1 pseudogene is annotated in these 208 nt (G+C 46.6%); it reads right to left on the bottom strand.

The features are described from left to right. Nucleotides 1–11: 11 nt before the first annotated feature. Nucleotides 12–208 (bottom strand): annotated as a pseudogene (locus HX884_RS26980) (IS110 family transposase); the annotation flags it as partial.

Genomic DNA, 208 nt, shown 5'->3' with positions numbered 1-208 from the left:
TATTTCTGCCGTTATGCTACATAAGTTTGCTGTCGTGCCGTTAGGGCCCAGGCTATTCTGGCCAGCTTATTTGCCAGAGCACAAGTGACGACAAAGTTGCTTTTCCGGCACAGTAAATCCCTGACCCAATCGGCCAATTTGCCAGACTGGTGTTCCAGTTTTTGTATGAATACCCTGGCACATTGAACCAACAAAGTTCGGATCTTTT

Origin of the sequence: Enterobacter sp. SECR19-1250, assembly GCF_013391025.1 — a bacterium.
GTDB lineage: Bacteria > Pseudomonadota > Gammaproteobacteria > Enterobacterales > Enterobacteriaceae > Enterobacter > Enterobacter cloacae.
This window is presented reverse-complemented; position numbering and strand designations above follow the sequence as displayed.